The organism is Nocardia sp. NBC_00416 (assembly GCF_036032445.1).
Taxonomy (GTDB): Bacteria; Actinomycetota; Actinomycetes; order Mycobacteriales; family Mycobacteriaceae; genus Nocardia.
On the sequence record NZ_CP107932.1, the window covers coordinates 5,699,762 to 5,722,488 of the forward strand.

Here is a 22,727-nt window from a genome sequence, read left to right on the forward strand (position 1 = left end):
GGAGATCGACATGGCGTACTCGAATGAGCTCGATATCCGCGTCACCGATACTTCGTTGCGCGACGGATCCCATCACAAGCGCCATCAGTTCACCGCCGCCGAGGTACGCGATATCGTCGCCGCGCTCGACGGCGCCGGGGTGCCGGTGCTCGAGGTGACCCACGGCGACGGGCTCGGCGGTTCCTCGTTCAACTACGGGTTCTCCAAGACCCCCGAGCAGGACCTCGTCACGATCGCCGCCGAGACCGCGAAACAAGCGAAGATCGCGGTCCTCATGCTGCCCGGGGTGGGGGTGAAGGCGGATATCGAGATCGCCCACGGCAACGGCGCGAGTATCTGCCGGATCGCCACCCACTGCACCGAAGCCGACGTCTCGATCCAGCATTTCGGCCTGGCCCGCGAACTGGGTCTGGAAACCGTGGGCTTCCTGATGATGTCGCACACCCAGCCACCGGAACTGCTGGCCCGGCAGGCCCGCATCATGGCCGACGCCGGCTGCCAGTGCGTGTACATCGTCGACTCCGCGGGCGCGCTCGTGCTGGACCAGGTCGCCGACCGGGTCTCAGCCCTGGTCGCCGAACTGGGCAGCGACGCACAGGTCGGTTTCCACGGTCACGAGAACCTGGACCTCGCGGTCGCCAACTCGGTCTACGCGATCCGCGCCGGAGCGACTCAGATCGACGGCAGCACGCGCCGATTCGGCGCCGGGGCCGGGAATACTCCGGTGGAGGCGCTGGTCGGGGTCTGCGACAAGATCGGCGTGAAAACGGGGATCGATTTCTTCGCCATCGCCGACGCCGCCGAAGACGTGGTGCGCCCGGCGATGCCGCAGGAATGTCTGCTGGACAGGCAGTCGCTCATGATGGGCTATGCGGGCGTGTATTCGAGTTTCCTCAAACATGCCGAACGGCAAGCGGAGCGATACGGGGTTTCGGCGGCGGAGATGCTGGTGCGGGCGGGTCGGCGGAACCTGGTCGGGGGACAGGAGGATCAGTTGATCGATATCGCTCTGGAACTGCGGCGCGAGACGGAAACCTCTTCCGCTCGAGCGGAGAGTCACTGAATACTGTTGGGCAGCCGGTGGATACGTCGCATCTGCGTCCAGTTCAGATCGAGCGGTCCTACTCAACTCCCGGCCACGCCGCCGACGACAGCTCAATTCCGCTGAAGACGTGACCGCTATGTCACTTCACTGTCAGGGTCGCTTCGATGGTCCAGCTGAGGTCGCGGCCGGAGAGGGTTTCGAGGAAGTCTGCGGGATCGAATGCCTGCGCCGGGGTGAGTACTCCGGCGGCAGTATTGCCTGCTGCCAATCGCCGGGCTGCTTCGACCGCGGCGACGGCGGTGGTTCCGTAGGTGTCTCGGCCTCGGATGACTCCTCGTGTCCGCAGACCCTGGTGGTCCACGGCGTCGAGCAGGTAGGTGAATTGCTGCCCGGCGCGGTCGTACTCGGTCGGGCCTGCGGGAAGCCCTGCGATCAGTTCCGGCGTGAGGGGTGTTTCGAGGCCGGCCTTCAAGGTTGCCTCCAGCAGGCTTTCGACATGATCGACCTGCACGTGCCGGGGGATGGTGACTACCTCGCACGTCGGCAGCGCCGCCATCGCGACGGACTCGCCGTCGGGCAATGTGATCGTCTCGTGCCGGGCCGGGATGCCGCTGCGCCAGACACCATTGTCATAGGTCAGCCCGCCCGACCGCATCGCGTCCATCGTCGCCAACGCCGAGCGCAGCGATCCGCGTGAGAGGCCGGCAGCACCGGTGATGAAGTGGCTGACCGTGATCTCCGCCAGCGGCCCGGTCCGCTCGGCGATCAGGTGCGCGAGCAGGTCGCCCGGCAGGCAGCCGTCGTTGACCGCCGGCACTACCGTGACACCCGCCCGCTCGGCGTCGCCGCCGAAGGAATCGAAAACACCCTTCACATACTGTTGCTCGCCCGCGGTGTCGACGTAGTGGGCGCCGGCGGCGATCGCAGCATCGACCATCACCGCGCCGGAGGTGGTGAACGGTCCCGCACAGTTGATGACGACATCGCTACCCGCCAAAGCGGCAACGAGAGCGGCGCGGTCGTCGAGACCGGCCACCCGGCGATCGGCGCCGGGAATTCCGACCTCGACGGCGGCGGATTCCAGCCGCGTCCGCTCTCGACCGACGAGCCGGACCTCTACGCCATGGCGGGACAACTCGGTAAGGGTGAGTTTGCCCTGATAGCCGGTGGCGCCGTAGACGGTGATGAGCATGTCAACTCCTGTGGCTCGTGATTCCGCTGCATGATCAGCAGCAATTCGAACCTAAAGCCAACCCTCTGCGACGTTCAATGCGTCAGAATCCAAGATCTATACGAATCTGTCTCGATCGAATCTTGATTTGATAGTTTTGATGGTGTGGATCCCCTTTCTGACGTGGTGGCCGCGATGCGGATCGGCGAGCCCCATTCGGGCCGGGTCAGCCACCACGCGCCGTTCGGCTGGCAGTTTCCCGCCTTCGATGCCGCGGGATTCCATGTGGTCTTGTCAGGCACCTGCTGGTTCCTGCCCCCCGCCGCCGACCCGATTGCGCTGCGGCCGGGCGACATAGTCTTCCTCACCGGAGGATGCACCCATGGCCTGGCCGACGATCCGGCCACACCACTACGTCCTGCTGCTGCATCGCTGCGCCGGGTGAACCCGCGACCGTCCCGATCGGACACCGCATCCGCACCGCAACCAGAGACCGTGCTGCTGTGTGGTGCCTACCTGCTCGATCGAAGCCGGTCACATCCGATGCTCGCCGATCTGCCCGAGGTCATCCATCTGCCCGCCCCGGAAACACGCCATACCCCGGTCGGGGCGATCATCGATCTCCTCGACAGCGAACTCGCCGCCGACCGGCCCGGTCACGATGCCATGCTCCGCTCCCTGCTCGACGCGCTGCTGCTACACATCCTGCGCGGCTGGCTCGACCGCCGAACCGACACCGGGTGGTCGGCTGCGTTACACGACCCAGCCGTCGCCGCGGCGCTCTCGGCGATCCACGGCTCGCCCGGGCACGGCTGGACCGTCGCCGAACTCGCCGCCCACGCGGGGATTTCGCGAGCCGGCCTCGCCCGCCGATTCACCGACCTCATCGGCCGGCCACCCATCGCCTACCTCACCTGGTGGCGCATGACCCTCGCGGCTCGGCAACTGCGTGACACCGATACCCCGCTGACGGTCATCGCCCGAGACTCCGGTTATGCATCCGAATTCGCGTTCGCCCATGCATTCAAAAACGAATTCGGCCGGCCACCAGGTCAATTTCGAAAGACGAACCGACCAGCTCGAGCACCGGACCAGAACCCAGGACGATCGACCGAATTCTCGACTCGCGCAGTCACCCGCACCGTCGAATCCGAAAAATAGGCCTGAACACCCGGCACCCAGGAAAGCCACAGCCAATGTTTCGCAGACCCGTCGCCGATCGCGGAAGCCACACGACCGGATGTGCGGGGGCCGGTCGTTCGATTACGTCCGGCTCGGCCTCGCTTCCGCGGGCTACCGCGGCACTGGGGCCGAACCCGCTCCCTGGCTGGAACGAATCGAACCGCGACGACAAGCCGAGCCGAGGCGGTGGTCAGTCTGCGCCGGCCCTACTTCACGCCCGCCCCGCGTCGACGGTGGAAGCCCTGAGACACGGACCGAGCGGATGACGGCGGACTGCGGCGCCGGAAAGCACACGCACCGGAAGTTCACACATCCCGCAATCGAGTTCTGGACAACCGGATCCACCGAAACCGCATCCAGGATTTCAGATCGCAGGTCAGCGAATTCATCAACCGCACTATTCATTCGGAACGGACACTGGCGGTCTCCACGACACCAAAGGCCGCGCGACGTCGGGCTTCCTGGACTGAAGCGACCCGGCTCCTTCCGTCGACGAAGCCGCACGGAAAAGAACCCCCGACTTCTCATCGAACGAAGTCAGGGGTTCTTCGTTTTCGATCAGGGGCGATCGAATTCGCCGTTTTTGGCGCCGACCAGGAAGACGTCCCACTCGCCGGGGGTGAAGATCAGGGCGGGGCCGGTGGGGTTCTTGGAGTCCCGCACGCCGACACGGCCGTTATCCAGGTGGGCGGCCTCTACGCAGTCGTTTCCGCCCTGGCTACGGCTGCTCTTGAACCATGCGGCCCGAGACACGTCGGTCATTGTCGCTCCTTCGAAATCCGCAGCATCAAGTCCCTGGATGCCGACGCCGACAACGCTACCCGCCTGATGCGTTCGGCTTCGCCGGAGTACTTGCTCACTTCGTCGGGGCGCTCGACGAAGCCGCACGGAAAAGAACCCCCGACTTCTCATCGAACGAAGTCAGGGGTTCATTGTTTTCGGTCAGGGGCGATCGAACTCGCCGTTTTTGGCGCCGACCAGGAAGACGTCCCACTCGCCGGGGGTGAAGATCAGGGCGGGGCCGGTGGGGTTCTTGGAGTCCCGCACGCCGACAAGGCAGTTATCCAGGTGGGCGGCTTCTACGCATTCGGTCCCTCCTTGGCTACGGCTGCTCTTGAACCATGCGGCCCGAGACAGATCGATCATCCTCACTCCTCCACAATCCGCAGCATCAGATCTCGAGATGCCGACGGCGACAACGCTACCTGCCGGATACGCTCCGCTTCACGGGAGAACTTCTCGACTTCGTCGCGGCGCTCAATATAGAGATCGCCGGTCAAAGCCTCCATAAATGCCACCGGTGGCTCCTGTAACTTGGACGAAGGCAGCGGCGGGAAGCTGAACAGGTGGAATGAGCGGGAGAACAACCCAACGGGGCGGGTCTCACTGTTCGGGACGACCCGGATTTCCACGTTCGGCGCGGCTGCGCGATCTATCAAGCGCTTCACCTGCTCCGCCATGACGGTCGGGCTACCGACGGTGTACCTCAAAACAGCCTCGCTCATCAGCGCCTCGAAATGGAATTCGGGCCGGTTCAGCAGATCTTGCCGCCGCGCTGCGACGTCCAGCGTCCGATTGACCTCCTCCGGCGACTGGTCCGGGTTTGTTGCCCAGGTGAGCGCCTGCCGGTAGTCGCGGGTCTGTAGTAAACCGGGCACCACCGTCGTCTGCCAGGAGGTTACCCAGTTCGCCGCCTCCTCCAGGGACAGGTAGTGATGGAACCCCGAGGCGATTGCGTCCGCGTAAGCCCGCCACCATCCGCCACCGGAAGCCGTTGCCGCTCTGATCTCGCGGGCGAGGTCGAGTAGGAGCCGACGCTCCTCGTCTGTGGTCTCGTAGGCGTTCGCCAGTGCGTTGAGTCCGAGATCGGTGACCTTCGTCTGCCGGCCGTCCTCGATGCGACCATAGGACTGCGGCGAGATCTCGGCTACGCGGGAGGCCGCGGACTGCGTGAAACCGGCTCTCTCACGCAATTTTCGCAGCTGGCGGCCCAGAGCTCGGCGGGGGAGCGTAGATCCGTTTGCCATGTAGTTACCTTTGCTAACCGGATGTGTGGAATATGGAAGCCCCCAATATGGAAGCCTGAATCCTGGAAAGCGCAGTGCTGCAATATCTGTGCAGGAAATTCAGAACTTCCGCTTGGATTTGCCAGAGTACGGCTTCTCAATTCACCTGCGGCACAGTTCTACTCAGAAGGCACCCGGTGCAGGCCAACTTCCAGAGCCACCTGGGAGACACCAGCTCGACGCCAGGAGTAGCCGAAAGCTGATGGTCCGAATCAACTGGTTCGTAGGCACGCTGATGCCACTGACCTTCGTCGGACCCTGCACCGGGTGCGCACCAGACTAGTGCCAGGAGCAGAGAACCATGTGCGCTACACCGCTGCCGATCAGAGTCCGAGGCGACATCCCGGACGGGGCCGCATGGACGGTCCCGACGACGCTCGTCCAGCTGGAACATCTACTCGAGGTCATGCGGCGGTGGGCGGAACTGGCCGAGGAGCGCCATGTCTGACCGGATCCCGCCGCCGGCGATCGCGCTGATCCGGCCGGCGATCCCGATGCGCGACATCGACCTGCACGAACTCGCCGAAAGACACGGATACCGGCTGGTGTACACGGTTGAGATCAATATCGGCCCTCGTCTCGCCATTCATGCGCTGGCCGCGCACGCGGCCGAGGTCGAGGCGGAAGCGGTGGTGGTCCCGAGTTTCGAGCACGCCGACGACCTACGACACCTCATCACCGAGAACGCTGCGCTGATCACGCCGATGCAGATCTACCCCCGGGAATATCAGTGGCCCGGCGCCGACCCCGAACGGGGAAGAGCCTGATGTGGGCCGACGCGGCGCCGGTTCTGTTGGTGGTCGGTCTCATCGGTCCCACGATCGCGCTGTGCCGCCCGGCCGAGAACCTCCTCGGGTCACCGGTCGACGGCCGCGGCCGTCGGATCGACGGTGTCGCGCACAATGCGCAGGGCGCAGACCAGTGCGTCGAGTTGCTCGGCTGTGAGCACGTCGACGAGCGAGCGTTGGATCGCGTCGAGGTAGTCCGGCAGCACCTCGTCGAGTCGCTCGGAGCCGGCCTCGGTCAGGGTGGCGTAGGAGGCGCGCCGGTCGGCGCGGTCGAGTTCACGTGTCACCAGGCCGTTTCTGGTCAGCCGGTCGATCAGCCGGGTGACGCCGCTGGTGGACAGCGAGGCCTGGGTCGCCAGGTCGGTCATGCGCAGCCGTTGTTCCGGCGACCGGCTCAGCCGGAGCAGGGCGTCGAGGTCGAGTCCGGAGAGTCCGTGCGCCTCCCAGGCGGGCGCCAGTCTTGTCAGCAGACCGTGGTGTGTCTCGAACAGCAGGCCGACCGTGGTCAGCCGCGGGTCGTCGAGGAGTTCGCGCGCAGCCATGGTCTGAACCTATCTGGCCCGTCTGCTCCGGTATCGGCCGGAATGCCGGTGGCAAAGCCCTCTACCTGCCGAGTTCGATCCCGAGCTGTCGGCCCACGGGACCTTCGACAGCCCTGATCCGGTGCTGGAGTGCCGAACTCGCCGACCGGTCACGCGGGGTCCCCCGCGTGACCGATCCGCGCGCCGGATCAGTGGCCTGGCCGGCGACCCAGGTACCGGAGCAGCTGGTCGGTACTGGTGCCGTCCCGGCCTTCGACGATCGCGCCGTACGCGCCCCAGTCGCGCAGGGGTTCGATGCGGCCGCGCGCGGCGGTGAGGATGGGAGCCGCGAGATCATCGGTCAACGGTGACGTCTGTCCGGTGGCGACGGCGATGTCCCAGGCGTGCACGGCCGCGTCCAGCGCGCACAGCACCGCGGCGATGGGGGTGGGCAGCGGTCCGAAGGGGAGCGGGGTGGGGACGGTTTCGGTGTCGTCGGCGACGGTCGACCACGCTGTCGCGGTCTCCGCCAAGGCGACGGCGACCAGGGAGACGGGTCCGTCGGCGATATCTCCGGGCGGGGAGAAGGGGTCGTAGGCGGGGCCGGCGCCCACGCCGAGGGCCGCGGCGAAGGCGCGTTGGTCGGCGGCGGCGTGCTCGGCCACCTGTGCGACATTCCATTCCGCGCACGGGGTGGCGAGCTGCCACTGGCCCGGTTCGACTCCGGCGATCACCGACCGCAGGGCGTCGTGCGCGGCGGTCAGCACATCCCGCCAGATCGGCGCGAGCTGGGCGGTGGCGTCGGGCGCGGTGGTGATTTCCATTGTCTTGCCTCTCGGTTGTTCCGGCGTTGAACTCAGCATATGGCCCTATTAGGCTCATTTCGTTCCTGATTACCGCTCCGGTGCGAAAGAGGATTTGTGACCGCCACCACCACGACCCGCGTGCTCCGGTTGTTGTCGCTGCTCCAGGACCGCGCCTATACCGGACCCGAACTCGCCCAACGCCTCGGAATCACCGGCCGCACCCTGCGCCAGGACATCGCCCGCCTGCGTGACCTCGGTTATCCGGTGCACGCCACCCGGGGCCCGGTCGGCGGCTACCGCCTGGGGCACGGCGCCACCATGCCGCCGCTGCTGCTCGACGACGACGAAGCGATCGCCGTAGCGGTCGCGGTCGGTCTGGCCGAGGACGGGTCCACCGGTATCGCCGATATCGACCAGAGCGTGAAACGCGCCCTGGCCAAACTGGAGCGAATCCTGCCGAAACGGTTGCAGCGCACCGTGAACGCGTTACGCGAAACCACCGCGGTGGGCCCGGCGACCACCGGTTCCCGCGAACCGGACGCGCCGGTACCCGCGGAAACTCTGGCGACGATCGCCGCCGCCATCCGGGCCGCCCGGGTTCTCGAACTCGACGGCAACCACGTGGAGCCGTACCGCCTGGTCAGCTGGCAGCGGCGCTGGTACCTGGTCGGCTATGACCTGGACGGTCATATCTGGCGGGCTTTTCCGGTGGCCGACCGGCGCCGGGTCGTGCCGGGCACGCGGCGATTCGCGGCGCGGACGCTGCCCGAACACGATCTGGTGGCCTTCGTGCTGCGGGAGATCGCATCCGCGGGCTGGAAGGTGCACGCCCGGGTCACTGTGCTGGCGCCCGCGCAGATCGTGCTCGCCCGGATCAACCCCGCGGTCGGGGTGGTGGAACCGGTCGACGACAGCTCCTGTGTGCTGATCACCGGCGCGGACGCGATGGAGACCCTCGCCATCTATCTGAGCATGCTGATGATGGACTTCCGCATCGACGGTCCGCCGGAGCTGGTGGACCATATCCGCACGCTGGGGCGGCGCTACCGGGAGGCGGTCGCACATCTGTGACCTTACGAATCCTGCGCGATGGGCCGTCGTGGGTGGAGCTCGACGGTCCTACTGTGCTGGACCGAACGCGGGCGGCTATCTCGACTCCGCTCCTGGCCGATAGCTCCCGGATTCCTTAGGAGTATCCTCCTAAGGAGTGTAGTCCTAACAGTCTGGAGGTTCGGCCGTGGCCGTCAAACCGGAGCAGTTGTTCGACCGAGTCGTGGAATGGGACGCACTGGTTTCCTTCGCGACCAGGCCCATAGCTTCTGCGCAACTGGGCATCGTCAGCGGCCGGCGGCGGATGGGCAAGACGTATCTACTGCGAGCGTTGGTCGAGCGGTTGGGTGGTTTCTATTTCGGGGCTACCACGGCCACGGGGCAAGAGTCGCTGCGGCAATTCGGCGCCGCGCTGTCCGACTTCACCGGCGCCGAGGTTCCGATTTCCTTCGAGAACTGGGATCACGCGATCACATACATGTTCGGCCTGGGCGCCGGAAATCGAGCCGAGAGCCCGACGCTGGTAGTCATCGACGAGTTCCCGTACCTGGTCAGGGCGGTACCTGAACTGCCCTCCTTGATTCAGCGGGAAATCGACCGCTATCAGACCGAGTCCAGCGGTATCCGGATGTTGCTGTGCGGCTCGGCGATGTCGGTCATGGGCGGGCTGTTGGCCAGCAGCGCACCACTGCGCGGCCGAGCGCAGTTGGAGTTGGTGGTACGGCCTTTCGGGTACCGGGACGCCGCGAAATTCTGGGGTGTGGCGCGCGACCCCGCATTGGCTGTCCGGCTACACGCCGTGCTGGGTGGGACACCCGCATATCGCCGTCAGTTCCTGGCCGACGATGTCCCCGCTTCGGTGGCCGAGTTCGACTCTTGGCTGTGCCGAACTGTGCTGTCACCGCTGAGTCCACTATTTCGGGAGGCGCGATATCTCCTCGCCGAGGAAGCGGAGATCCGGGACACCGCCCTATATCACTCCGTTCTGGCTGCCGTAGCTCAGGGCAATAGCACGCGTGGTGGAATTGCCGGCTACATCGGCCGGAAGGCGGTGGACATCTCCCATCCACTCACCGTGCTGGAGGATTGCCACCTCCTGGTCCGGGAGCCGGACATGTTCCGGTCCGGGAAATCGCTCTACCGAATTGCCGAGCCGCTGATCACCTTCTACGAGGCGATCATGCGTCCGGCCTGGGCACGGTTGGAGAGCGGCCAGGCCGAACAGGTCTGGGCACGTTCGGCGGAACGCTTCTCCGCGCAGGTCGCCGGTCCGCATTTCGAGGCGATATGCCGCGAGTTCGTATTGAGGGACGGCGTCGACCTACTCGGTTCCGACGCGGTGTTCGGGGACATAGGTTGTGGGGTCGTCACGGATTCGAAGACACGCCAACAGATTCAGGTCGATGTCGCGGTGAGACAGGCAGGAAGTGGCGGTCGGCGGGCAGCGGTATCGCTGATCGGTGAGTCGAAGTGGGGGGTGACGATGGGTGTGAACCATCTCGATCGACTGGTACGAGCTCGGGAGCTGCTGGCCGGCGCCGGCCTGGATGTCTCGGGATGCCGTCTCGCGTGTTTCAGCGGTGCCGGTTTCAGCACCTCGCTGCGCGAGCGTGCGGCCCTGGACTCGGATGTATTGCTCATCGGATTACCCGAGCTGTACGGACAATAGCGGGTTCGCTCGACCCGCGGCCTGCCCGCGGCTCGCCGGCTGCCCGGTTCCGCTGCGCCCGGGCGGACCGCGCTCAGGCGACGACTTCCGCGAGGGTGGGATAGTCGGTGTACCCCTCGGGGCCGCCCACGTACATCAGGTGCGCGTCGCGGATTTCGTTCAGGGTCGCGCCGATACGGAGGCGTTGGACCAGGTCCGGGTTGGCGAGGAAGGCACGGCCCAGGGCGATCAGGTCGGCTCCGGCGGCGAGCAACCGCTCCGCCTCCCGCTCGATCGCCGCGGGGTCGCGCGCGTCACCCGATTTCGCGGGGTTGGCGATGAGAACGCCGGGCCAGATATCCCGGAGCCGCCGCAACAGCGGATCGTCCGAGTCGATACGAACAATGTGCAGGTAGGCCAGGTTCCGATCGGCGAGCGCGGTGACGAGCGCCGGGTAGATGGCCGCGGTATCGCCTTCCGCTATTCCATTGACGGGGTTCGCCGGGGAGATGCGCAGCCCCACCCGCTCCGGGCCGATGGCCGCGGCGACCGCTTCGACGACTTCGATCGTGAAACGGATCCGGTTCTCGACCGGACCGCCGTAGGCGTCGGTACGGCGATTGGTGTTCTCGGCCAGGAACTGGTGCAGCAGATAACCGTTCGCGCTGTGTACCTCCACACCCGCGAAACCGGCGGCGACCGCGTTGCGGGCGGCGGTGACGAAATCGTCCACGGTCGCGTGGATCTCGCCGACCGTGAGCTCTCGGGGCGTCACCGCCGCTTGATGCCCGGACGGTGTGTGAACCGTCTCGGGCAGTGGGATCGGTGACGGGGCGACCGGTACGAGGCCGCTGTTGTCGGGATGTCCGACGCGGCCGCCGTGCTGCAGTTGCAGGAACATCCGGCCCCCGGCCTCCCGTACGGCGTCGGTGACGCGCCGCCAGCCCGCGATGTGGGCGTCGCGGTAGATGCCGGGGATATTGGCGTAGGTCTGGCCCACCTGATTCGGGGTCGCGGCCTCGGCGATGATGAGGCCCGCACCGGCCCGCTGGGCGTAGTAGGTCGCCATCAGGTCGGACGGGGTGCCGTCGGCGCCGGCGCGGTTACGGGTCAGCGGGGCCATCACCAGGCGATGCGACAGTTCGAGGTCGCCGATGCGGGCCGGGGTGAATAGAACGCCGTGCGCTGTGGTTGTCATGGCTGGACGGTAAGACCTGACATTGATGTGAGGTTCAAGCCCTAGGGTGATATTGCGAGGTGAGAATGCGAATCGGAGAGCTGGCGCAGCGCACCGGGGTCAGTGAACGATCACTGCGCTACTACGAGGAGCAGCGGCTGCTGGCCGCCGACCGAACACCGGGTGGGCATCGCGACTACCCGGAACCGGCGGTGGACCGCGTGATCCATATCCAGGAACTGTTCGCGGCCGGGTTGTGCAGCAAGAAGATCGTGCAGATCCTGCCCTGCCTGCGCGATACCGATGGCGGCGCCGCTGAATCCGCGACACCGGAGCTGGTGGGTGAGCTGCAAGTCGAGCGTGCGCGGATCAATCGGATGATCGCCGACCTCCTTCGGTCCCGTGACGTACTCGACGAGGTGATCGAGCGGGCCGGCGCGGGTTTCGCCGCGGCCAGGGTCTGAGCCGGCCGGGTCGCGCTGATCGGCGCGACCACCACCGGCCGGTCGCGGGGTCGCGGATCGTCGACGACTCTGCCGCGCGCGAATATCGGGTCGCAAGTGCCCTCGTCGCGGGGACTGCCCGAGTTACACTCGGATCGCATGTTGTCCCCGGGGCGAGGACGGTTGCTCATGGCATTCGCGAAGTGGGGGAAGGCGGTTCCGGGTGTCGCGGTGCTGCTGCTGGCGTTGACCGGATGCGTGGAATCCGCGGACGGCGGTGCGAATCCGGCTGTCTCTCCGCTCGGGGCGCCGCCGGGCAGTTCGGCGCAATCGACCTCGGCCACGCCGATATCCGCGCCGACGGCGAGCCCGGTCGCGTCCGGAACGCCACCCACCGACAGCGCGTCCACGACCGACGTCGTGTCCTTGATCGCCGTCGACACGGCAGGCCGGCCGATCAACGGGTTCACCCTGCCCGACGCCGAACTCACCGGTGAACTCGACTGCCGTGACGGCACTCCCAGTCGTTCCGCCGACACCCCGGGCATCTACCACTGCGGCGCATCCGCGGATATGGCCGATGTCTGCTGGCCGACACCGACCAGGACGGAACTGCTCTGCGCCGGCGATCCGTGGTTGCGTGAGCTGCGCCGTTACACGGTAGATCCGCCGCTCGAACCGATCGGGGCGACCGCGGACCCCGAGCCCTGGGCGCTCGACCTGGCCGACGGACGCACCTGTCGTATCCGGGTGGGCGGGGCGTGGGGCGGCCGATCCGACGGTCTGGTCGGCGCCTACTCCTGCACCGGGGGCGCCGAAGTCGTTCTACAACCGTCCGACGCACGCACCGCGATCGACAGATCCGCCGGTGCCTGGCGGGTGGCGATGGGCGAACTCGGCGCCGGTGCGCCCGAGTTCCCGGCTCCGACGATGGTGGATGTGCGAACCGCCTATTTCGCCGCGGCGTCCTGAGTGGGACCGTCACGGTCGGCGAAGGTGCGGTCGGCCGGTATCAGCGTTTCCACAAATCGGCTTTCGATGCGATCCTCCGGGCCGGGGGGACGCCGGGGTCGGCCTGAACATGGATGCGGGCGGCGCCTGTTCGTTCACGCGTTCAGGTGCCCGAGCTTGATCGCCAGCAGGTTGCCGATCAGGACCGCGACGAACACGATCGCGAATCCTCGGTAGTTCACAACCCACAGCCCGATCGCGGCTCCGCCGAAAACAGCGATCTTGGTGGCAACCGCGAGCAGTGGATGATCGGAGGTTGCGTTCGGGGCCGCGTACAGCCCCCAGGCGACTGCCGCGACAAGCGGCATCCCCACAGCTGCCAGAAGTTTCACCGGCGTAGCGTCAGCGATCTTCCAGCCCCACAGTGCCAGCGCGCCGAGCGCCGTCAGTTCCAGTACGAAGGCCAACGTCAGGTTGGTCCATTTCCAGATTTCCGCCACGGCCAGCTCTTCCCTCATGGAGAGCAATGCTCTCATTTGAGAGCATTGTTGCACAGCGTGGCTTGCCGGTCCAGGGGGTGTCACCCTGCGGTGGCCGGGCAGAGTTATCGCACAGGGGAGATATTGATATCAATCGCGGCTCGCAGCGCTACAGCCAGGTGTCCAGGGTGGTGGTGGTGAGGAAGTGGTCCAGGTCGGCGCGCCAGGGGGCCGGGGTGGTCTTCTCCGGTTCGATGGCGGTGTACTGGCCGCGGTAGAACAGCAGCGGGCGGCCGTTCGTGGTCGCGGTGGTCTCCGCCATGGCCAGGACGCGCCCGATCACGATGAAGTGATCGCCGCCGTCGACCACACTGTCCACCCGGCATTCGATGGTGGCCAGCGAGTTGTCGAGCCGGGGCAGGCCGAGTTCGGAAGTGTGCCAATCGGTTCCGCCGAACTTGTCCGGCTCGCGGGAACCGAACGTCGCGCAGACCGCCTGCTGTTCCTCGGCCAGTACGTTCACGCAGAAGCGGCCGTTGGCCTCGATGGCCGCCCAGGAGCGGGAGCCCTTGGTCGGGCAGAACAGCACCAGCGGAGGCTCGAGGGAGAGGGCGGCGAAGGACTGGCAGGCGAAGCCGATGGGGGTGTCGCCGTCGGTGCAGGTGGTGATCACCGTGATACCGGTGCAGAACTGTCCGAGAATGTTGCGGAACTGCCGGGGGTCGATGGTGGCCTGGTCGGTGGTCGCCGCGTCGGTGGCGCCGTCCGCCGGGTCCGCTGGTGCCGTCACGTTCATACCGTCCTCGCCTCGTACTGGAGCTGCCGGCGGGCGGACCGCCGGATATCAGCCGTGCCCGGTGCGAGTATCGCACCGGGCACGGCCGGAGATCACTTGAAACCCACGGAGAAGTCGTGGCCCCACAGGCTCACCGCGGTGGATTCTCGGGCTGTCCAGCGGTGGTCGTCGACTTCCAGCCCTTCACAGCCGAATTCGATATCGAATCCGCCCGGGGTCTTCATATAGAACGACAGCATCTTGTCGTTGATATGGCGGCCGAGGGTGGCCGACATCTTCACCTTCTTGCGCATCGCCCGGTCCAGGCACAGGCCGACATCGTCGGAGTTCTCGACCTCGACCATGAGATGCACGATCCCGGTCGGGTTGGGCAGCGGCATGAACGCCAGCGCGTGGTGGCGGGGGTTACAGCCGTAGAACCGCAGCCAGGCCGGATCCCCGTCGGAGGGGCGGCCCACCAGTTCCGGCGGCAACCGCATGGAATCACGCAGCCGGAATCCCAGTACGTCCTGGTAGAACGCCTGCGCCGCGGCGTCGTCGGTACAGGTCAGCACGACGTGCCCGAGGCCCTGCTCCGCGGTGACGAATTTGTGGCCGTAGGGGCTGACGAACCGTCGGCCGAGGTACTGGGCGCCGTAGAACGCCTCGAGGGTGTTCTCGGAGGGATCCTGGAACCGGATCATTCCCTCGACGCGGCGTTCGGCGAGCTCCTCCTTGGTGCCCTCCTCGAAGGTCACCCCGGCCTTGTCCAGCGACTCCCGCAGCCGTTGCAGCGCCGGGCCGTCGGTGACCTCCCAGCCGGAGACCAGCAGCCGGTCCTGCTCGCCCGGCACGATCACCAGACGCGCGGCGAAATCGTCCATGCGCAGGTAGAGCGCATCGGGATCGGCGCCGCTGCCCTCCATCATGCCGAGCACTTTCAGCCCGTACTCGCGCCAGGCCGCCATATCGGTGGCTGCTATGCGCATGTACCCGAGTGCCTTGATACTCATCGTCATTTCTCCTTGACGCCGAGCAGGAAATCAGCGGCCAGCCGGTTGAACTCGGCGAACTTCTCCAGTTGCGCCCAGTGCCCGCAACCGCCGAAGACGTGCAGCTGGGCGCGCGGGATGTTCTTGAGCGCCACCAGCGCGCCGTCGAGCGGGTTCACCCGGTCTTCCCGGCCCCAGATCAGCAGCACCGGCTGGCGCAGTTTGTACGCGTCGCGCCAGAGCATGCCCTTTTCGAAATCGGCGCTCGCGAACGATTTGCCCATGGCCCGGGTGGCGGCCAGCGCCTCGGGGGTGCTGGCGGAGGCGAACCGCTCCTCGATCAGTTCGGCGGTGACCAGGGACTGGTCGAACACCATGATCCGCAGGAACGCCTCGAGATTGTCCCGGGTCGGTTCGACATTGAACTTGCCCAGCAGCTTGACGCCCTCGGTGGGGTCGGCGGCGAAGAGGTTGGTGCTCAGCCCGCCCGGGCCCATCAGGATCAGTTTCCCGGCGCGATCGGGGTAGTCCAGGGCGAACCGGACCGCCGCGCCGCCGCCGAGCGAATTGCCCAGCAGGTGGACGCGGCCGGTGATCTCCAACTTGTCCAGCAGATCCTTCAGTGCCGAGGAGCTGTGCACGAAGTACTGCGGGTGCTCGGTCGGCTTGTCGGACTGCCCGTACCCGGGCTGGTCCACCGCGATCACATGGAATTCGCGGGCCAGCACCGGGATATTGCGGGAGAAGTTCGACCACGACGAGGCGCCCGGGCCACCGCCGTGCAGCAGCACGATGGTGGGGCCGTTGCCGACCCCGGCCTCGTGATAGTGCAGTGTCAGATCCGGACGAACCTGCGCGAACCGCGAGGTGGACTCGTAGGTGAGTTCGGCCGTCGAGGTCATCACACCATCCCGTCGGAAACCGGGAGCCCGAACTCGTGCGTGCCGTACATGACGTAGGCCCGTTCGGGATCGTTGGAGGCGTGTACCCGGCCGGCGTGCGCGTCGCGCCAGAACCGCTGCAGCGGAGTGCCGTTGACCAGCGCGGTGGCACCGGAGCTCTCGAACAGTTTATCGATCGAGGCGACGGCCCGGCCGGTCGCGCGGACCTGGTCGCGCCGGGCGCGTACGCGCAGGTCGAAGGGGATCTCCTTGCCCTCCAGCAGCAGCGCGTACTCATCGGCGACATTGCCCGACAGCTGGCGCCAGGCCGCGTCGATATCGCTGGACGCCTCGGCGATCCGGACCTTGGTGAACGGATCCTCCTTGGCCTTCTCGCCGGCGTAGGCCGCGCGCAGCCGCTTGCCCTGGTGCTCGACATGGGCCTCGTAGGCGCCGTAGGCCATGCCGACGATCGGCGCCGAGATGGTGGTGGGATGGATGGTGCCCCACGGCATCTTGTAGACCGGGGCGGTATTGCGCTCCAGACCGGGCGATTTCAGGTCGTTCATGGTCTTGTAGCTGAGGAAGCGGTGCGTCGGCACGAATACGTCCTCGACCACGAGGGTGTTCGAGCCGGTGCCGCGCAGGCCGACCACGTTCCACACATCGTCGATCCGGTATTCCGAACGCGGGATCAGGAAGCTGCCGAAATCGACCGGCTTACCGTTCTTGATCACCGGTCCGCCGACGAAAGTCCAGTCGGCGTGGCCGGAGCCCGAGGACCACGCCCACGATCCGCTGACCCGGTAGCCGCCCTCGACCACGGTGCCGGCGCCCATCGGCGCGTAGGACGAGGAGATCCGCACATCGGTGTTGTCGCCCCACACCTCTTCCTGGGCATCCTGGCCGAAGAGGGCCAGATGCCAGTTGTGCACGCCGATGATCCCGGCGACCCAGCCGGTGGAACCGCAGGCGCTGGCGATCTTGCGGACCGTGTCGTAGAAGACGACCGGGTCCGCGGCGTGTCCACCCCACTGCTCGGGCTGCAGCAGCCGGAAGAAACCGGCTTCCTGCAGGTCCTTGATGGATTCTTCGGGGATCTGCCGAAGATCCTCCGCTTCCTGTGCGCGGGCGCGCAGCGTGGGCAATAGCGCTTCGACCCGTTCGGTCACTTCTCGCGTCATCTCCGGCCCTGCTCCTGCCTGGTCGTTTCACTAACCGGTAGTCATCTGCTCACCGCAGAATTTACTTCTGAGACTAGAACAGGTTCTCGTTCATGTCGAGAACCGGTGTTCGTGGTCTGGGAATATGCGACATGTGCTGGATGTGGCGCGAATAGCTGGCGTTCGAGACGCCAGTTTTGTAACGTGTTCTAGTACAGCAGGAGGAGGAATCGCGATGGCAGTAACCCCGGCAAGCGGTGGGGCGAAGGTACGGGAGCTCGACGTCGGATCGACCCCCACCCGGTACGCGCGCGGATGGCATTGCCTGGGCCTGGCCCAGAGCTTCCGGGACGGCAAACCGCACTCGGTCCAGGCGTTCGGCACCAAACTCGTGATCTGGGCCGACAGCGCCGACGAACTGCACGTCCTCGACGGGTACTGCCGCCATATGGGCGGTGACCTGAGCATGGGCGAGGTGAAGGGCGACGACATCGCCTGCCCGTTCCACGACTGGCGCTGGGGCGCGAACGGTAAATGCACGTCGATTCCGTACGGCCGGCGGGTGCCGCCGCTGGCCCGGACGCGGCGCTGGACCACGCTCGAACGCAACGGTCAGCTCTTCATCTGGCACGACCACGAGCGCAACGAACCGCCGCCCGAGGTGACCATCCCCCATATCGCCGGCCCCTATACCGACGCCGACGGCAATCCGGTCGAGGAACTGGACAGCGGCTGGACCCAGTGGACCTGGAACCAGCTGCTGATCGAGGGCGCGAACTGCCGCGAGATCATCGACAACGTCGTGGACATGGCCCACTTCTTCTATATCCACTTCGCGTTCCCGACCTACTTCAAGAACGTTTTCGAGGGCCATGTGGCCACTCAGTTCCTGGAAACCAAGGGTCGTCCGGACGTGGGGCTGGGCGCCAAATACGCCGGTGATCAGCTGTTGAAGTCGGAGGCGTCGTACTTCGGGCCGTCCTACATGATCAACCCGTTGATCAACAGCTACGGCGGCTACGAGATCACGATCAACCTGATCAACTGCCACTATCCGGTGTCGCAGGATTCGTTCATGCTGCAGTGGGGCCTGACTGTCGAGAAGCCGAAGGGCATCGACGACGCGACCGCGCAGAACCTCGCGAAGACCATGGCCGATTTCTTCGGCGACGGTTTCCTGCAGGACGTGGAGATCTGGAAGCACAAGTCCAAGGTCGAGAACCCGCTGCTCTGCGAGGAGGACGGTCCGGTCTATCAGCTGCGGCGCTGGTACGACCAGTTCTATGTCGACATCGCGGACGTGACCGAGAAGATGACGCAGCGGTTCGAATTCGAGGTCGACACCACCAAGGCCAACGAGGCCTGGGAGGCCGAGGTCGAGGAGAACCTGAAGCGTAAACGTGAGGAAGAGGCGGCCGAATCCGGCGCCGACCAGGCGGAGGCGGGAGTCTGACATGACCAGCTGGGCGAAAGCACCCGACTTCGCCGACCAGCCCGCACGGCGGGCCGCGGTGCAGGCCCAGACGGTCGTGGACCGGGAACGGTATCTCGAGGACGGCCTGACACCGCTGCGGTGTCAGGCCTGCCACACCGAGGTGCTGGTTCGCAAGAGCAGTTCCCGGCAGACCTCGGTGCAGTGGAAGGAGAACCCGGCCACCCACTGCCCGGTCTTCGCCGAACTCAGCGCCAAAGGCTACGGGCCCGGTCGCCCGGATACGTGCGAGCGCCTGCAGCGGACGATCAAATGGGCCGTCGACGAGGGTGTACTCGACGTTCCGAAATAACCTGCGCGGATCCTTCGGACCACCGAAGGTGGGGCGACTCGCCTGAGGAGGCGTCCATGGCGGGCTATGCGTCGGAGCAGTTCGATATCCACGAGCCGAAGATGAACCTGTCGCGCATCGCCGGATGTGTCGAACGGGGCGAGGAGACCATCATCAACCGCACCGGGCACCCGGTGACCGAGGTCGTGCCGCCGGTCGGGCAAGCCGATCGAACCGGCCGTGGCTCGCTGCGTGGCGCGCTCACGCCTGCTCCGTCCTCGGATTCCGACGAGACCGATGCGGCGCTCGGCGACGATTTCGGCGAGGGTCGTCGACTTCGCGCGTTCCCGTCAGCGACGAGTGTCGCGCTCGCGGTACATCCGCCGCTGTTGCTTGCTGATACCCCGCCAGACCTTCTCGCGTTCGGCGCGCAGGCGTTTGTCCGTCCGGGCCTCCATCCAGGCGTTCTCCCGGCCCAGCTTCCGGTAGCTGTCCACCCGCCGCTGCGGGATCTCGCCGGCTTCGAGGGCCGCCCGGACGGCGCAATCCGGTTCGGCGTCGTGCGCGCAATCGGCGAACCGGCAGTTCGCCGCGAGATCCTCGATATCGCTGAAGGTGCGGCTGATGCCTTCGGCGGCATCCCACAGTCCGACTCCCCGCAGCCCGGGGGTGTCGATGAGGGTTCCGCCGCCGGGTAGCGGCCGTAGCTCCCGGTGGACCGTGGTGTGCCGCCCTTTCTTGTCGGCCGCGCGTACGGAATCGGTCGCGAAGACCTCCGCGTCGAGCAGCACGTTCGCCAGGGTGGATTTCCCGGCGCCGGATGCCCCGAGCAGAACGACGGTGCCGTCGAGCAGCGCCAGGAGTGTTTCCAGGCCGATCCCGGCGGTCGCGCTGACTGCCAGTACCTGCGCCCCCGGGGCGACCGCGCGGACTTCGTCGAGGGGGACGTGATCGGCGGCGTCGGCCTTGGTGAGCACGACGACCGGCTGGGCGCCGCTCTCCCAGGCCAAGGCGAGCATGCGTTCGATCCGCCCCGGATCGACGTCACCGTCGGCGGGTGCGCAGATCAGCACGGTGTCGACATTGGCGGCCAGTACCTGGCTCTCCGAGCGTCCGGACGCGGACGAGCGGGTGATGGCCGAATGACGCGGTAGTGCGGCCCGGACGTGCGATCGGGTGTCGAGGGTGACCCAGTCACCAGTGCACAAGCCGCTGATCGGCGAATCCACACGCGGGCAGGTGGCCCGGGCCGGGCCGGCGGGTGCCACGACATCGCATTCGCCGCGATCCATCCGCACGATCCGGGCGGGGACACAGCCGGGGTCGAGGAGGGGGAGGTACTGCGCGGCGGTGGTTTCGGTCCAGCCGTAGGGAACGAGCAGGTCGAAGTCGACCATGGTGGGGAAATCCTTCGTCGGGCACCGAACCCGACGGGTTCAGCGAGGGGAGTTCGGGGTGGAGAACGCCAGCGCGGCACGAACCGGAACGGTTCGCCGCGGCACGACAATCCGGGCTACTGGCATGCTCTCCACCTCCTCTCACGACTCGCTGTTGTGGTCACTCTGTCACGGCGCCGGATCGGCCGCAATCGGTTTTTCCGGGGTCATCGCGTAGGTGCCGAAGGCGGGCTCGAGCATGCCGAAAACCTGGTTCGCCTCCTCGATCACGGTGGCCGTGACGCGCTTGTTCGACCGCCGCTACTTCTTAGCGGACAAAGCCGGTTTCGTGCGGGAATGCGGGACGGACGCGGCGATGACCTATGGCGACTCTTGGGGCGAGCGATTCGATGTGATCGTGGACGGGGTCGGGCTGACATTCATCCGGGCCGGACGTGCTTGTTCCATCATCGCCGGCATCCGGCAGAAAATATGTAGTGGCGACTGTAGACATATGCGAACCAGTGTTATATCTTCGTCTCATCAGCAGATGAAGAAAGTCCTATCGGCCGGGTAGAGGATGAACTTCCCGGGAAGTAGTCGAAGTACCCGCTGCGGGCGCGGCAAGATCAGCGTCTGCAGGGAGATCGAAGGAAGTAGTGGGCGGTACCCGGCGCGAGTTGTCGGCGTCGGGTACCGCCCCTCGATCCATAGGAGGTGACCGACAGTCACGCTGAGAAACCCCTCGCACCCTGCTCTTCCTGGGATGCGAACGCATGAAGCCGGTCACTACGTACGGCTCGTGAAGTAAACCCCTCGGGCCCCCGGCGCAGACAGCGCCGGGGGCCGATTCTCGTTTCCCGGACAGGTGTACATGGACGAAGCTCAGCACGGATCGACGGATAACCCCGGCGGCCACGCCGGCAACCTCGACGATGACGACTACCCCTCCTACAGCATGGGCGCCGCCGCGGCGGCCCTCGGCGTCACCCAAGCCTTCCTGCGAGCCCTGGACACGGCCCAGTTGCTCACCCCGCAACGCTCCGACGGCGGACACCGCCGCTACTCGCGCTACCAACTACGCATCGCGGCCCGGGTCCGGGAACTGGTCGACCAGGGCACCGCGCTGGACGCGGCGTGCCGCATCATCATCCTCGAAGACCAACTCGCCGAAGCCCAGCAGATCAACGCCGAACTGCGACAAACCCCGCAACCCACCGACCCCACAGAATGACGGGCTGTCCACGGACCACTTCGCCCGACAGCGTCGCTGGACGCGCGCACCGGAACGCCGCCCCGCGGCAGTCGTGTCCCGCGGGGTCAGCTGTTGACGAGCGGCCGGGCCGGGTGGCCGAAGAGCTCGGCGTCGCCGTGGGCGCGTTTGAAGTACAGGTGCGCGTCGTGTTCCCAGGTGATGGCGATACCGCCGTGCAACTGGATGGTTTCCGCGGCGATCGCCGAGAACGATTCGGAGCACTGGCGGCGGGCGACCCACACATCTTCGGGCGCGGTCGCCGAATCCTCGGCCACCGCGAATGTGGCGGCCAGGGAGGCGGATTTCGCGGATTCGGCCAGTACGTACATATCGGCCATACGATGCTTGAGGGCTTGGAAACTGCCGATGGCCCGGCCGAACTGCACTCGTGACTTGGTGTATTCCACGGTCGCCTCCAGGCAGTATTCGGCCGCGCCGACCTGCTCGGCGGCGACGGCGGCCCACGCGATCCGGTGCAGGCGTTCGGCGACCGGGCCCACTTCGGCGCTGCCCAGGCGACGGCCCGGGGTTGCGGTGAAGGAGATCTCGGACAGACTGCGGGAGGGGTCCATGGCCGCGACCCGCTGCCGTTCGACACCGGCGGCGGACGGATCGACCTCGAACAATCCGGTATCGGTCACCACGATCAAGGTGTCGGCGATGGTGCCGTCCAGGACATAGTGCGCTGTGCCGTCGAGGGTTTCCCCGTCCGCCCGCACGCCGAAGTCGTCCCAGCCCCGCGCCGAGGCCCAGCAGACGGCGAGCGTGCGGCTGCCCTCGGCCACCTCGGGCAGCAGCCGGGCGCAGGCGTCGGTGTCGCCGGAGAGCAGCACCGCCTGGACACCCAGCACCGCGGACCCCAGCATCGGTACGTCGGCGAGTGTCCGGCCGAGTTCACCCACCACCAGGAGAGATTCGACCAGGCCCGCGCCGAACCCGCCGAACTCCTCGGGAACGGCCAGCGCCGCGACGCCGACCTGCTCGCACAGTTGCGCCCACAGCTTCGGGTCGTAGCCCAGATCGGTGTCCATGGCCTGGCGGATACCGGCCCGGGCGTCCCGCTTGGCCAGCAGTCCCCGGACCGCCGCCACCAGCTCCTGCTGTTCCTCGCTGATCATCTCTTCTCCCGTGGGTTTCGGACCGACACCGGCAGTGCGTCCGTCCGCTCTCGCCGCTGCCTGCTGGTGCTGCTGTG

25 protein-coding genes are annotated in these 22,727 nt (G+C 66.5%); 11 read left to right on the plus strand and 14 right to left on the minus strand.

The window, feature by feature from the left end; genetic code table 11:
* Positions 1-10 precede the first annotated feature (10 nt).
* Positions 11-1,063 (plus strand): 4-hydroxy-2-oxovalerate aldolase, encoded by a 1,053-nt coding sequence (dmpG, locus tag OG804_RS24605; RefSeq protein ID WP_328390315.1) that lies wholly within the window; start codon positions 11-13, stop codon positions 1,061-1,063.
* 121 nt (positions 1,064-1,184) lie between these two features.
* Here dmpG and OG804_RS24610 read toward each other — a convergent pair whose 3' ends face one another.
* Positions 1,185-2,237 carry a saccharopine dehydrogenase family protein gene (locus OG804_RS24610; RefSeq protein ID WP_328390317.1) on the minus strand — a complete coding sequence of 351 codons (1,053 nt, stop codon included), beginning with the start codon at positions 2,235-2,237 and terminating at the stop codon, positions 1,185-1,187.
* Between the two features lie 144 nt (positions 2,238-2,381).
* On the opposite strand from OG804_RS24610, the gene OG804_RS24615 reads away from it, so the two are divergent.
* A complete protein-coding gene (locus OG804_RS24615) occupies positions 2,382-3,377 on the plus strand; it encodes an AraC family transcriptional regulator (protein ID WP_328390319.1) in 996 nt (331 codons plus the stop codon).
* Positions 3,378-3,956: 579 nt separating this feature from the next.
* On the opposite strand, the gene OG804_RS24620 is transcribed toward OG804_RS24615, so the two are convergent.
* The 3 genes from OG804_RS24620 to OG804_RS24630 all read right to left on the minus strand — a co-directional run bounded on the left by OG804_RS24620 (position 3,957) and on the right by OG804_RS24630 (position 5,425).
* Positions 3,957-4,160, minus strand: a complete 204-nt coding sequence (locus OG804_RS24620) for a DUF397 domain-containing protein (protein WP_328390321.1) — start codon at positions 4,158-4,160, stop codon at positions 3,957-3,959.
* A 180-nt stretch (positions 4,161-4,340) separates the two neighbouring features.
* Positions 4,341-4,544, minus strand: coding sequence for a DUF397 domain-containing protein (locus OG804_RS24625; RefSeq protein ID WP_328390323.1), 204 nt, complete (start codon positions 4,542-4,544; stop codon positions 4,341-4,343).
* Between the two features lie 2 nt (positions 4,545-4,546).
* Positions 4,547-5,425, minus strand: coding sequence for a helix-turn-helix domain-containing protein (locus OG804_RS24630; protein WP_328390325.1), 879 nt, complete (start codon positions 5,423-5,425; stop codon positions 4,547-4,549).
* 340 nt (positions 5,426-5,765) lie between these two features.
* Between OG804_RS24630 and OG804_RS24635 the strand changes: the two genes are divergently transcribed.
* Positions 5,766-5,912 carry a hypothetical protein gene (locus tag OG804_RS24635; RefSeq protein WP_328390327.1) on the plus strand — a complete coding sequence of 49 codons (147 nt, stop codon included), beginning with the start codon at positions 5,766-5,768 and terminating at the stop codon, positions 5,910-5,912.
* The gene (locus OG804_RS24640) at positions 5,905-6,231 is read left to right on the plus strand and encodes a hypothetical protein (RefSeq protein WP_328390329.1); all 327 of its coding nucleotides are present in this window, start codon (positions 5,905-5,907) and stop codon (positions 6,229-6,231) included. The genes OG804_RS24635 and OG804_RS24640 overlap by 8 nt, the downstream gene beginning before the upstream one ends.
* A gap of 89 nt (positions 6,232-6,320) precedes the next feature.
* On the opposite strand, the gene OG804_RS24645 is transcribed toward OG804_RS24640, so the two are convergent.
* Positions 6,321-6,794 carry a MarR family winged helix-turn-helix transcriptional regulator gene (locus tag OG804_RS24645; protein ID WP_328390331.1) on the minus strand — a complete coding sequence of 158 codons (474 nt, stop codon included), beginning with the start codon at positions 6,792-6,794 and terminating at the stop codon, positions 6,321-6,323.
* 188 nt (positions 6,795-6,982) lie between these two features.
* Positions 6,983-7,597: a TIGR03086 family metal-binding protein gene (locus OG804_RS24650; RefSeq protein ID WP_328390336.1), complete on the minus strand. Its 615-nt coding sequence runs from the start codon at positions 7,595-7,597 to the stop codon at positions 6,983-6,985.
* 96 nt (positions 7,598-7,693) lie between these two features.
* On the opposite strand from OG804_RS24650, the gene OG804_RS24655 reads away from it, so the two are divergent.
* Positions 7,694-8,650, plus strand: coding sequence for a helix-turn-helix transcriptional regulator (locus OG804_RS24655; RefSeq protein ID WP_328390338.1), 957 nt, complete (start codon positions 7,694-7,696; stop codon positions 8,648-8,650).
* A gap of 166 nt (positions 8,651-8,816) precedes the next feature.
* Entirely contained in the window at positions 8,817-10,298 is a 1,482-nt protein-coding gene (locus tag OG804_RS24660) for an AAA family ATPase (protein ID WP_328390340.1), read from the plus strand.
* Positions 10,299-10,371: 73 nt separating this feature from the next.
* On the opposite strand, the gene OG804_RS24665 is transcribed toward OG804_RS24660, so the two are convergent.
* A complete protein-coding gene (locus OG804_RS24665) occupies positions 10,372-11,475 on the minus strand; it encodes an alkene reductase (RefSeq protein WP_328390342.1) in 1,104 nt (367 codons plus the stop codon).
* 65 nt (positions 11,476-11,540) lie between these two features.
* Between OG804_RS24665 and OG804_RS24670 the strand changes: the two genes are divergently transcribed.
* Together OG804_RS24670 and OG804_RS24675 are read left to right on the plus strand one after the other, a co-directional pair.
* A complete protein-coding gene (locus OG804_RS24670; protein WP_328390344.1) occupies positions 11,541-11,918 on the plus strand; it encodes a MerR family transcriptional regulator in 378 nt (125 codons plus the stop codon).
* A gap of 168 nt (positions 11,919-12,086) precedes the next feature.
* Positions 12,087-12,869, plus strand: coding sequence for a hypothetical protein (locus OG804_RS24675; RefSeq protein ID WP_328390346.1), 783 nt, complete (start codon positions 12,087-12,089; stop codon positions 12,867-12,869).
* A 134-nt stretch (positions 12,870-13,003) separates the two neighbouring features.
* Here the strand turns inward: OG804_RS24675 and OG804_RS24680 are convergent, their stop codons facing one another.
* The 5 genes from OG804_RS24680 to hsaA form a co-directional block, all read right to left on the minus strand.
* Positions 13,004-13,384 carry a YrdB family protein gene (locus OG804_RS24680; RefSeq protein ID WP_328390348.1) on the minus strand — a complete coding sequence of 127 codons (381 nt, stop codon included), beginning with the start codon at positions 13,382-13,384 and terminating at the stop codon, positions 13,004-13,006.
* A 112-nt stretch (positions 13,385-13,496) separates the two neighbouring features.
* Positions 13,497-14,123 carry a 3-hydroxy-9,10-secoandrosta-1,3,5(10)-triene-9,17-dione monooxygenase reductase subunit gene (gene hsaB, locus OG804_RS24685; RefSeq protein WP_442941622.1) on the minus strand — a complete coding sequence of 209 codons (627 nt, stop codon included), beginning with the start codon at positions 14,121-14,123 and terminating at the stop codon, positions 13,497-13,499.
* A 92-nt stretch (positions 14,124-14,215) separates the two neighbouring features.
* Positions 14,216-15,115, minus strand: coding sequence for an iron-dependent extradiol dioxygenase HsaC (gene hsaC / locus OG804_RS24690; RefSeq protein WP_328390350.1), 900 nt, complete (start codon positions 15,113-15,115; stop codon positions 14,216-14,218).
* A gap of 2 nt (positions 15,116-15,117) precedes the next feature.
* Positions 15,118-15,996, minus strand: coding sequence for a 4,5:9,10-diseco-3-hydroxy-5,9,17-trioxoandrosta-1(10),2-diene-4-oate hydrolase (hsaD, locus tag OG804_RS24695; RefSeq protein ID WP_328390352.1), 879 nt, complete (start codon positions 15,994-15,996; stop codon positions 15,118-15,120).
* Positions 15,996-17,159, minus strand: coding sequence for a 3-hydroxy-9,10-secoandrosta-1,3,5(10)-triene-9,17-dione monooxygenase oxygenase subunit (gene hsaA, locus OG804_RS24700; RefSeq protein WP_328390354.1), 1,164 nt, complete (start codon positions 17,157-17,159; stop codon positions 15,996-15,998). Before hsaA ends, hsaD begins: the two co-directional genes overlap by 1 nt.
* 214 nt (positions 17,160-17,373) lie before the next feature.
* On the opposite strand from hsaA, the gene OG804_RS24705 reads away from it, so the two are divergent.
* Positions 17,374-18,591: a Rieske 2Fe-2S domain-containing protein gene (locus OG804_RS24705; RefSeq protein WP_328390356.1), complete on the plus strand. Its 1,218-nt coding sequence runs from the start codon at positions 17,374-17,376 to the stop codon at positions 18,589-18,591.
* 1 nt (position 18,592) lies between these two features.
* The gene (locus OG804_RS24710) at positions 18,593-18,922 is read left to right on the plus strand and encodes a hypothetical protein (RefSeq protein WP_328390358.1); all 330 of its coding nucleotides are present in this window, start codon (positions 18,593-18,595) and stop codon (positions 18,920-18,922) included.
* Between the two features lie 329 nt (positions 18,923-19,251).
* On the opposite strand, the gene rsgA is transcribed toward OG804_RS24710, so the two are convergent.
* Positions 19,252-20,298 carry a ribosome small subunit-dependent GTPase A gene (rsgA, locus tag OG804_RS24715; RefSeq protein WP_328390360.1) on the minus strand — a complete coding sequence of 349 codons (1,047 nt, stop codon included), beginning with the start codon at positions 20,296-20,298 and terminating at the stop codon, positions 19,252-19,254.
* An 853-nt stretch (positions 20,299-21,151) separates the two neighbouring features.
* Between rsgA and OG804_RS24720 the strand changes: the two genes are divergently transcribed.
* On the plus strand, positions 21,152-21,511 hold the full coding sequence (locus OG804_RS24720) for a helix-turn-helix domain-containing protein (RefSeq protein WP_328390362.1): 360 nt from the start codon (positions 21,152-21,154) through the stop codon (positions 21,509-21,511).
* Between the two features lie 86 nt (positions 21,512-21,597).
* On the opposite strand, the gene OG804_RS24725 is transcribed toward OG804_RS24720, so the two are convergent.
* Complete coding sequence (locus OG804_RS24725; RefSeq protein ID WP_328390364.1) at positions 21,598-22,650, minus strand: acyl-CoA dehydrogenase family protein; 1,053 nt, start codon at positions 22,648-22,650, stop codon at positions 21,598-21,600.
* Positions 22,651-22,727: the final 77 nt, after the last annotated feature.